Below are 9,229 nucleotides of genomic sequence, written 5' to 3'. Positions count from 1 at the left end.
GTAGATTTGAAAATCCAATTGCCGCGAGTCAGCCGTGAAAGAAGCACAGAAAAGAGCCCCGAGTCTGCGTGAAATATCGCCTGCTGTCGACGTGGAGACCGTTGCCAGCATTCCTGTCCGCTCCTCAACCATTCGTCGAGTCGTCCTGTACGGTCTACTGGCCCTCCTGGTGGCCGCCGGTCTGACCTTCGGGATCCGGACCGTCGTGTTTTACGCGCACCACGCGGAGACCGATGACGCGCAGATCGAAGGTCACATCGACCCCGTACTGCCGCGCGTTGCGGGCTACGTGGCCGATGTCCTGGTGCACGACAATCAGCATGTTGCCGCCAACCAGATGATCGTTCGCATTGATCCGCGCGATCTGCAGTCGCGGGTGAACATGGCGCAGACGGCTCTGGCCACGGCGCAGGCGGCGGTAGCGGTGGCACGTGCCAACGTTGAAGCGATCAAGACGAGGCGGGAGAAGACGTCGGCGGACTTTGCGCGCTACTCGTCGTTGTCCCGGCAGCATGTCATCTCACCGCAGGATTACGACTCCGCGAAGGCGGCGGCTGATGCGGCCGAGGCGGAGTACCAGGTGTCCGTCCGCCAGGTCGGCGCCGCCGAAGCGCAGGTGGCCCAGCGTCAGGCGGACCTCGACTATGCCCAGCTGCAGCTCTCGTACACCACCGTCGCCGCACCGGCCCCCGGTTTCGTGGCCAAGAAGAGCGTCGAGGTCGGCCAGTTCATCGAGGCGGGCCAGCCGCTCATGGCTATCGTCCATGACCAGGACGTCTGGGTGGTTGCCAATTTCAAAGAGACGCAACTCAGCAAGATGCGAGTGGGGCAGGCCGTGACGGTCGAGGTGGATGCCTATCCCGGCCACCTTTTCCGTGCGCGGGTGGATTCCATTGGTTCCGCCACGGGCGCCAAGTTCGCGCTGCTCCCGCCAGATAACGCCACCGGCAACTTCGTCAAGGTCGTGCAACGTGTTCCCGTCAAGATCGTGTTCACCGACGAGCCGGATCCGAGTCACCTGCTACGAGTGGGGATGAGCGTCACGGCGATCGTGGATGTCGGGTGACGTGTGGACAGCGATCAGCATTCAGCTTTCAGCACTCAGCCTAATCTCTCCGTCTGAACCTAGCTGAAGGCTGAGGGCTTCTCATGGCTGAAAGCGGCGCGCGCAAATGGATCATCGTCGTCACGGTGGTGCTGTCGGCGATGATCGAGTTGATCGACACGACGATCGTCAACGTGTCGTTGCCGCAGATGATGGGCAACCTCGGTGCCACCTTGGACGAAATTGCGTGGGTGGTTACCTCCTACGTGTTTGCCAACGTCATCGTCCTGCCCATGGCCAGCTGGCTGTCCGCCGTCCTCGGCCGCCGCAATTACTTCGCCGGCTCCATCTTGCTGTTCACCGTCGCCTCGTTTTTCTGCGGGCATGCGAGTAGCCTCTGGGAACTGGTGCTCTTTCGCTTCCTGCAAGGTGCCGGCGGCGGCGGCTTGATGTCCACCTCGCAGTCCATTCTGGTGGAGACGTTTCCACCGGAAGAGCTGGGGCTTGCCACTGGGCTGTTCGGCCTGGGCGTGGTGATCGGACCCACCGTCGGTCCCACACTCGGCGGCTGGATCACCGACAACTTCTCGTGGCCGTGGATCTTTTACGTGAACCTGCCGATCGGCGCCCTGGCGATGGTCATGACACTCTTGTTCATCCGCGATCCACTCCAGGAGCGGGAAGTTGGCGGCGTGGACTGGTGGGGCATCCTGCTCTTGGTCGTCGGCGTCGGGGCGCTGCAAGTCGTTCTCGATCGGGGGCAGCGTGATGACTGGTTTGCCGCGCCGTACATCACCGCCCTGACGATCGTTGCGGCCGTCGGCATCGCCGCCTTCATTTGGTGGGAGTTGAAAACAAAGCATCCGGTGGTCGATCTGCGCGTGTTGAGAAACCGTTCGCTGGCGGTGGGAACGTTTTTTACCTTCATCCACGGGTTCGGGCTGTACGCGTCGCAGTTCATCTTCCCGGTCTTCGTCCAGCACCTCCTCGGTTTCACCGCGCTGCAATCGGGGTTGCTAATGTTGCCGAGCAGTTTGACGGCTGCGGCCATGATGCCGCTGGCGGGCCGTCTCATTCGCCGGGGTTTCCCGCCTCAGCTCATGCTCGTCTTTGGATTCATCAGCTTCTTCGCCTTCACCTGGATGCTGTCGCAATCAACCTTGGCGTCGGGCCAGGCGGACTTCTTCTGGCCGCTGATCCTGCGGGGCTTCGGGCTGAGCTTGCTGTTCGTGCCCTTTACCACGCTGGCGCTCTCTGAGCTGTCGGCGCAAGACGTCCATCAGGCCACGGGACTGACGAACATGATGCGGCAGCTCGGTGGGTCGTTCGGCGTGGCCGTGATCGCCACCTTCGTCCAATACCGCAGCTGGGAGCACCGGCAGGATATGCTCCGCTACGTGACGCCGTTCGACTTCGCCTTGCGCCAGCGGCTGAGCATGATCATTCATGGGTTGATGGCCCGCGGCTCCTCCTTCGTCGAAGCGCAACGGCAGGCCTATGCGGCCATCGAAGGCATAGTGACGCGGCAGTCCTTCCTGCTGACGTACATGGATGCGTTCCGCATCGTTGGCGTGTTTTTTATCTGCTGCATGCCGTTGCTACTGCTCTTCAAGACACGCCGGGGGCCCGTGGTGGTGCCGGCGGCACACTGAGTGAGAATGAGGTGAACTCGCTGATGGTCCGGTCGCGTTACATCGTTGTCGTGGTAGTGGTGGTCCTCCTCGCCATCGGCGGCTACACCTACTGGCGGCATGGCCAGGGTGACGGCCAGAACCAGTATGTGACCGAGCCGATCGAGCGTGGCTCCGTCGCTTCGACGGTGACGGCTACCGGAGCGTTGAATCCCGTCACCAGCGTCCAGGTCGGCACCTACGTCTCCGGACCGATCAAGGCTCTCTACGCGGACTTCAATTCCCCGGTGAAGAAAGGGCAGCTGGTAGCCAAGATTGATCCGCAACCGTTCCTGGTCAAGGTGCAGGAGGCCGAGGCAAACCTGGCCAATGCCCGCGCCAAGGTGGAGAAGGACCGTGCCGACTTGGAGTTCAAGAGGCTCACCCTCGGTCGCAACCGCGAGTTGCTTGCCAAGAACCTGATCGCGCAAAGCGATCTCGATACCGCCAAGAGCAACTACGATCAGGCCGTGGCCCAGGTTAACCTCGATAAGGCCGGCATACAGCAGGCCGAGGCTTCGCTCCAGGAAGCACGGATCAACCTGGCCTACACCGACATCACCTCGCCCGTGGATGGCGTGGTGGTCTCGCGCAACGTCGACGTCGGGCAAACAGTGGCCGCCAGTTTTCAGACGCCGACGCTGTTCCTGATTGCGCAGGACCTGACCAAGATGCAGGTCGACAGCAACGTCAGCGAGTCGGACATCGGCGCCGTGCGCGCGGGTCAGCCGGCAACGTTCACGGTGGATGCGTATCCCGGCAAGGTGTTCACTGGCGCCGTGGCTCAGGTCCGGAACGCCCCCATCACGGTGCAGAATGTGGTGACCTACGATGTCGTGGTGGCGGTCGACAACCCGGAGCTGGAACTCAAGCCGGGCATGACCGCCTCGGTGGCCGTCATCACCGCACGGCGTGACGATGTCCTGAAGATTCCGTTGCGTGCGGTGCGCTTCAATCCCGAGCGCAAGCCGAGCACCGAGCCCACGCCGGGCCAGGATGGAGCCGCACGGCAGCCGCCGCGCCGCGGCGAATCCACCGTGTGGGTGGCACAACCCGACCGCACGCTACGCAAGGTCGAGGTGAAACTGGGCGTGCGCGATGACCAGTACGCTGAACTGCTGTCCGATCACTTGGAGTCCGGTGACGAACTGGCCGTTGCCTTGCGCCGTGGCGCCGAACGCAAGAGCGAGAAGCCGCCTTCGTTCGGGAGTCCACGCTTCCGTTGAGATCATGGGCGAGCCGCTCATTCAGGTCCGCGACCTGTGGAAGATCTATCACCTCGGTGACGTGGAGGTGCAGGCGCTGTGCGGTGCGTCCACCGACATCAGGGCCGGGGAATTCGTGGCGGTGATGGGGGCATCCGGCTCCGGAAAGTCGACGTTCATGAACATCCTGGGCTGCCTCGACCGGCCCACGAGCGGCACCTATCGCCTCGACGGTGTCGATGTGTCCAGCTTATCAGCCGACCAGCGGGCGACTATCCGCAACCGGCAGGTCGGTTTTGTCTTTCAGAGCTTCAACTTGATCGCCCGCACCAGCGCGCTGGAAAACGTCGAGCTGCCACTCTTCTACAGCGACGTACCTCTGGCGGAGCAGCGCCAACGGGCGTGCGAAGCGCTGGCCGCCGTGGGTTTGGCGGGGCGTGAAAGCCACGTGCCGAGCCAGCTGTCCGGCGGGCAGCAACAACGTGTCGCCATTGCGCGCGCACTGGTCAACCGGCCGTCGTTGCTGCTGGCCGACGAACCCACGGGAAACCTCGATACGCAGACGAGTTTCGAGATTTTGCAGATCTTTCAGCGCCTCAACCGCGACCAGGGCATCACCGTCGTGCTGGTCACGCACGAGCCGGACATCGCCACATACGCGCAGAGGGTGATCACCTTCCGCGACGGGCAGATCATATCCGACGTGCAGCAAGGGGCTGCCGTGAAGGAGCGTTCCGGGGTGGAGCTGCTGAGCCGCTCATGAAACTTCTCCGCATGACCTTCCGCACGGCGCTGCGGGCGTTGCGGCGCAACAAGATGCGCTCGGCATTGACCATGCTCGGCATCATCATCGGCGTGGCGGCGGTCATCACCATGGTGAGCATCGGGCAGGGTGCCGACGCCGCGGTGCAAAAACAGATCATGAGCCTCGGGACCAACCTGCTCATGGTCATTCCCGGCGCCACCACCTCGGCCGGCGTGCGCTCCGGCTGGGGCGGCGTCTCCACGCTCACCGTTGGCGACGCGGCCGCCATCAAGAGGGAATGCCCTTCGGTTGCTGAGATCACGTACTTCCGGCGTCAAGTCGTGCAGGTCGTGTACGGCGATCAGAACTGGTCAACCGTCGCCCAGGGCGCTACCCCGTCGTTTGAGAAAGTCCGCGCTTGGCCGGCGGCGACGGGCAGCTTCATCACGCAGCGCGACGAAGAGACCGCCAACCGGGTCGTGGTGCTGGGTCAGACGGTGGTGGATCACCTCTTCGGTCCGGGCGAAGATCCGGTGGGGGCGCTGCTTCGTATCAAGGATGTGCCCTTTCAAGTGATCGGCGTCCTCGAAGCCAAGGGGCAAACGGGCTGGGGTCAGGATCAGGACGACATCGTCGTCATGCCGTTCTCGACCGCCGAACGCCGTGTCCTCGGCACCCAGTTCCTCGGCACCGTGGACATGGTTTTCGTTTCCGCCGAGTCTGCCGGCGAGATCAGCGATGCCGCCAAGCAGGTCGAAACGCTGCTCCACGATCGCCACCACATCCAGCCGGAGCAGGAGAACGACTTCACCGTGCGCAGCCTCAACGACATTGCCAAGGCGTCGGAGACCGCCAGCAAGGTGATGACCAACCTGCTGCTGAGTGTGGCATCGATCTCGCTCCTGGTCGGCGGTATCGGCATCATGAACATCCTGCTGGTGTCGGTGACGGAGCGCACCCGCGAGATCGGCATCCGCATGGCGGTGGGCGCGAAGGGCCGCCACATCCTGCTGCAGTTCCTGGTCGAGGCGACCACCCTCAGCATGGTCGGTGGATTGGCTGGGGCGATCCTCGGCATCGCCGGCGCCCAGCTGATCTCCTACCTCGCGGCCTGGCCGACGCTGCTGTCGCCGTCGGCGGTGGCCGGCTCGTTCTTGTTCTCGGGGGCGGTGGGCGTGTTCTTCGGCTTCTACCCGGCGCGCAAGGCCTCACGCCTCGATCCCATCGCGGCGCTGCGCTACGAGTGAGGGCGCGAGTTTCACGAAGCTGCGGCCTGCTGTGGCATGACCAGTGGCCATGCGGACCTTCTCGTCGCGCAGGCGCGCGATCTCCTGCTGAAAGGCCACCAGGTTCTCCTTCGCGGCCTCGGCTTCGCCGGTCAACCTCGCTGATCCCGTCGCACGCCTCTGTGCCCACCCGCCGAGCCGGAAAGTCGAAGCGGCGACGCTTGCCTTTGCCTTTGCAGCCATAGTCGCATAGACCGAGTCGGCGATGCTCACGCTACACGAGCTGCAAACCCCAGCGTTACTCGTCGACACGGAGACGTTGGACCACAATCTCGTGACCATGGCTGCCGCGCTTCCCGGACCACGGCTGCGGCCGCATGTGAAGGCGCACAAGTGTACGGCGCTGGCGCGGCGCCAGGCCGCCATGGGGCATCGCGCCTTTACCTGCGCGACCATCCGTGAAGTGGAGGGTATGGCGGCGGCCGGACTGGGCGAGGACCTGCTGCTCGCCAACGAAGTCGTCAATGCGCGGCGCCTCGGTGCGGTCGGTGCCCGCGTGACGGTGGCCGTCGATTCCGGCGCCACCATCGCAGCGGCCGCCGCCGGTGGGGTGCGCGAGGTCGTCATCGATGTGAACATCGGCCTGCCGCGCTGCGGGTGCCCTGCGGAAGAGGCGGGACGTCTGGCCCAGGTCGCCCGGGCGAAGGGGCTCACTGTCCGCGGCGTGATGGGCTATGAAGGCCACGTCGTTGGCCTCGAAGATCGCGAGACGCGCGTGCGGTTGACCGAGGAGTCGATGCAGCTCCTCCTTGCCGCCCACGCGCAAGTCGGTGGTGAGATCATTTCCGCGGGCGGCACCGGAACCTACGATTGCAACCTCTGGGCGACGGAGATCCAAGCCGGTTCGTACGCCCTCATGGACACCACCTATGCCCGCCTCGGTCTCCCGTTCCGGCAGGCGCTCAGCGTGCTGACTACCGTGATCTCCGTCTCACCCGCCTATGCCGTGGCCGACTGCGGATTGAAAGCGTTGGGCATGGACCACGGCAACCCTGCTGTCGACGCTGGGCAGGTGCTGTTTTGCTCGGACGAGCACGTCACCTTCGTCCCCGAGCAGCGGGTGCGGGTGGGTGAGCGCATCCGCGTGTGGCCCGCGCATGTCGATCCCACGGTGGCGTATCACGAGCGCATGCACCTGGTCGCCGGCGACCACGTGCTCGACACCTGGGCCGTCGATCTGCGCGGCTGGTAGGTGCCGCTCGATCCTGACACGCGGGGCCCGGATTACGAGTTGGTGCAAAACGTCCCGGTGGCGGTGACGGCCGTGCCCGTAGAGCTGAGGCGACGGACTCGAACGGTGACGGGTTGCGAGCACGTGAAGGTTGATGGGAGCTTCACCACGATCTCGGTCGGCGTCACCGACTGAACCTGAAGTGTGGTCCACACGCCCGGCGCGCTCTGATACTGCACACAGTTGCCCTTGATCGGGTTCCCGCAGGTGTTGTGCCGCTGGATGGTCGTGGTGCAATTGCCGCGGTGCGGGTAACCGTCAACGGCATTGAAGCCGTTGCCGATGATGCGCACCCAATCCCCCCCCTTGGCTTTGGTCGGATGGAAACCCGAAATGTCGACAGGAAGGGCGCTGGCATCGGCACGGTACGGCTGCGGCGACGTGGAGTTCACCGAGCCGCTAACTTCGAGGTTGAGGTTGCCGTTGCAGGTCGCAGCAGGATGCGCCGGATCGGCGTAGCAGTGCTGCCATTGGTTGGCGATAGCCGGCACGTTCACCGTGGCGCTGGAGTTGTCGAAGTTGTGCCCGCCGAGGAAGCGGTTGGTGGCGTTCTGCGCAAAGGCATTGTTTCCCCCATCGGCGCCGGCCTGGCCGAAGTCGCCGGTGGACTGATCGGTGATCGTTGCTCCGTTGCGACCGTTGTAGACGGCGGCCACACCGCGGACGGTGGCTGCGGCCGCGCTGGCTGTCGAGTTGAAAATGGCGATGCCGTTCTGTCCGCCGGTGCCGCCATTGGTAGCGCCGCACGTCAGGTCGTTCGAGATCGTGGCCGAAGACGTCTCTTGTACTGAAATCCCACGCGAGCTGTTGTTGCGGATGGTGTTGCCATCGGTCCGGAGTACTGAAGGGATATCGGGCGTGCTGGGGCTCGCGCCGTTGGCAGCGAGGCCGTTTGCCTGGTCGAAAACCTGGCGGCTGGCGTTGTAGCCGCCGTACTCAACCAGGTTGCGATCCGCTTCGATGTTGCCGCTGAGGGTGGCCTGGATGCCGCCGCCGATGTTGTGGTGCAGCCAGCTATCTTGAACCCTGACGTCCGCCAGGGTGGTTGCCTTCACTCCCTTGTCCGGGCAGGCGGTCACCTCGGTGTTTTGTACGACGTTGGCGCCGATCCAGTCCGCGCCGGCGCCATTGAGTCCTTGAATGCAGTCCTGGGCAGTGAGTTTGGTGCTCAGCGCGCCGCCGCCGCCGTCGATCTTACAGTTCACGATGGAATCCTGCTGGGCCAAGCCATCCGTGCCGTCGAAGACAATCATATCGCCCGGCTGCGCCCCGGCGGACAAAGTCGGACGCTGGATGAAAAGGCCGGTCAGGGCGGCCAATCCGTTGGTGAAGACGAAGGCTCCACCGGTGCTGGGCAGCTGAACAACTCTGCGGTACGGGTCGCCGCGAAAACTCGGATTGCCGCGAGAATCGGTGCCGTCCACCACCATTCGATACCCGTCGATTGACAAGTCGTTGGGCTGGCTCAGCTGGACCTTGGTCACGGTGCCGGCGGCAAATACCGTCGGATCGAACTGGACCAGAAGCGGACCAGGCGTGGTCGCCCCGGCCGCGATGGCTTGCCGGAGGGTGCAGGTGAGCGTCCCCGGACTGCTCGGACACCGTGGGGTGGGATTCGAAGAGATATCGTCAGTCCGGTCCACGGTGAGAACCGTCTTGAACGCTACCCAGGAGATCGTGTTCGGGACTCCGTGTGGGTCTGCGGCAACGACGACGCTCTTCTTGTACTGATTCTGTTGGCCGACACTGATCTGATGCTTCCAGACGCCCGACGCCAGACCGGTGACGGTCAAGCAATCGCTGGAGCCCGTAGGGCATTCCACAGTCTGCGCCAAGCTCGTACTTCCGCCGGAGCAGGATGCGGTTACCAGAGAGCCCGTCAGGGTCACCGGCTGCGGCGAGCCTGTCTCGTTGTCGACGGCGATCGTCAAAGTGGCGCCAACGGCAGGGCAAGCGGGTAGCGCCGCAAATGTACGGAGCGGGATCACGGCGTAAACAGCGGCTGTGATGAACCAAAGCGCTGGCTTCTTCATTGCTCCTCCGTGGG

8 protein-coding genes are annotated in these 9,229 nt (G+C 64.0%); 6 read left to right on the top strand and 2 right to left on the bottom strand.

All coding sequences use genetic code 11. The annotated features are described in order from the left end of the window. The first annotated feature begins 34 nt into the window (after positions 1 to 34). The 5 genes from VF515_00680 to VF515_00660 all read left to right on the top strand — a co-directional run bounded on the left by VF515_00680 (position 35) and on the right by VF515_00660 (position 5,912). On the top strand, positions 35 to 1,066 hold the full coding sequence (locus VF515_00680) for an HlyD family secretion protein (protein ID HEX7406140.1): 1,032 nt from the start codon (positions 35 to 37) through the stop codon (positions 1,064 to 1,066). 83 nt (positions 1,067 to 1,149) lie between these two features. Beyond that, complete coding sequence (locus VF515_00675) at positions 1,150 to 2,697, top strand: DHA2 family efflux MFS transporter permease subunit (protein ID HEX7406139.1); 1,548 nt, start codon at positions 1,150 to 1,152, stop codon at positions 2,695 to 2,697. Positions 2,698 to 2,720: 23 nt separating this feature from the next. Beyond that, positions 2,721 to 3,941 (top strand): efflux RND transporter periplasmic adaptor subunit, encoded by a 1,221-nt coding sequence (locus tag VF515_00670; GenBank protein HEX7406138.1) that lies wholly within the window; start codon positions 2,721 to 2,723, stop codon positions 3,939 to 3,941. Between the two features lie 4 nt (positions 3,942 to 3,945). Beyond that, positions 3,946 to 4,683: an ABC transporter ATP-binding protein gene (locus tag VF515_00665; protein ID HEX7406137.1), complete on the top strand. Its 738-nt coding sequence runs from the start codon at positions 3,946 to 3,948 to the stop codon at positions 4,681 to 4,683. After that, on the top strand, positions 4,680 to 5,912 hold the full coding sequence (locus VF515_00660; GenBank protein ID HEX7406136.1) for an ABC transporter permease: 1,233 nt from the start codon (positions 4,680 to 4,682) through the stop codon (positions 5,910 to 5,912). The genes VF515_00665 and VF515_00660 overlap by 4 nt, the downstream gene beginning before the upstream one ends. Here the strand turns inward: VF515_00660 and VF515_00655 are convergent. Next, the gene (locus tag VF515_00655; protein ID HEX7406135.1) at positions 5,874 to 6,047 is read right to left on the bottom strand and encodes a hypothetical protein; all 174 of its coding nucleotides are present in this window, start codon (positions 6,045 to 6,047) and stop codon (positions 5,874 to 5,876) included. The genes VF515_00660 and VF515_00655 overlap by 39 nt on opposite strands. A 109-nt stretch (positions 6,048 to 6,156) precedes the next feature. Here VF515_00655 and VF515_00650 point away from each other — a divergent pair, with 109 nt between their 5' ends. After that, positions 6,157 to 7,143 carry an alanine racemase gene (locus tag VF515_00650; GenBank protein HEX7406134.1) on the top strand — a complete coding sequence of 329 codons (987 nt, stop codon included), beginning with the start codon at positions 6,157 to 6,159 and terminating at the stop codon, positions 7,141 to 7,143. Positions 7,144 to 7,175: 32 nt separating this feature from the next. On the opposite strand, the gene VF515_00645 is transcribed toward VF515_00650, so the two are convergent. Further along, positions 7,176 to 9,215, bottom strand: a complete 2,040-nt coding sequence (locus VF515_00645) for a hypothetical protein (GenBank protein ID HEX7406133.1) — start codon at positions 9,213 to 9,215, stop codon at positions 7,176 to 7,178. Positions 9,216 to 9,229 lie beyond the last annotated feature (14 nt).

The organism is Candidatus Binatia bacterium (assembly GCA_036382395.1).
Taxonomy (GTDB): Bacteria; Desulfobacterota; Binatia; order HRBIN30; family HRBIN30; genus JAGDMS01.
Note: the sequence above shows the minus strand (reverse complement) of the source record. Positions and strands in the feature narration are given on the sequence as shown.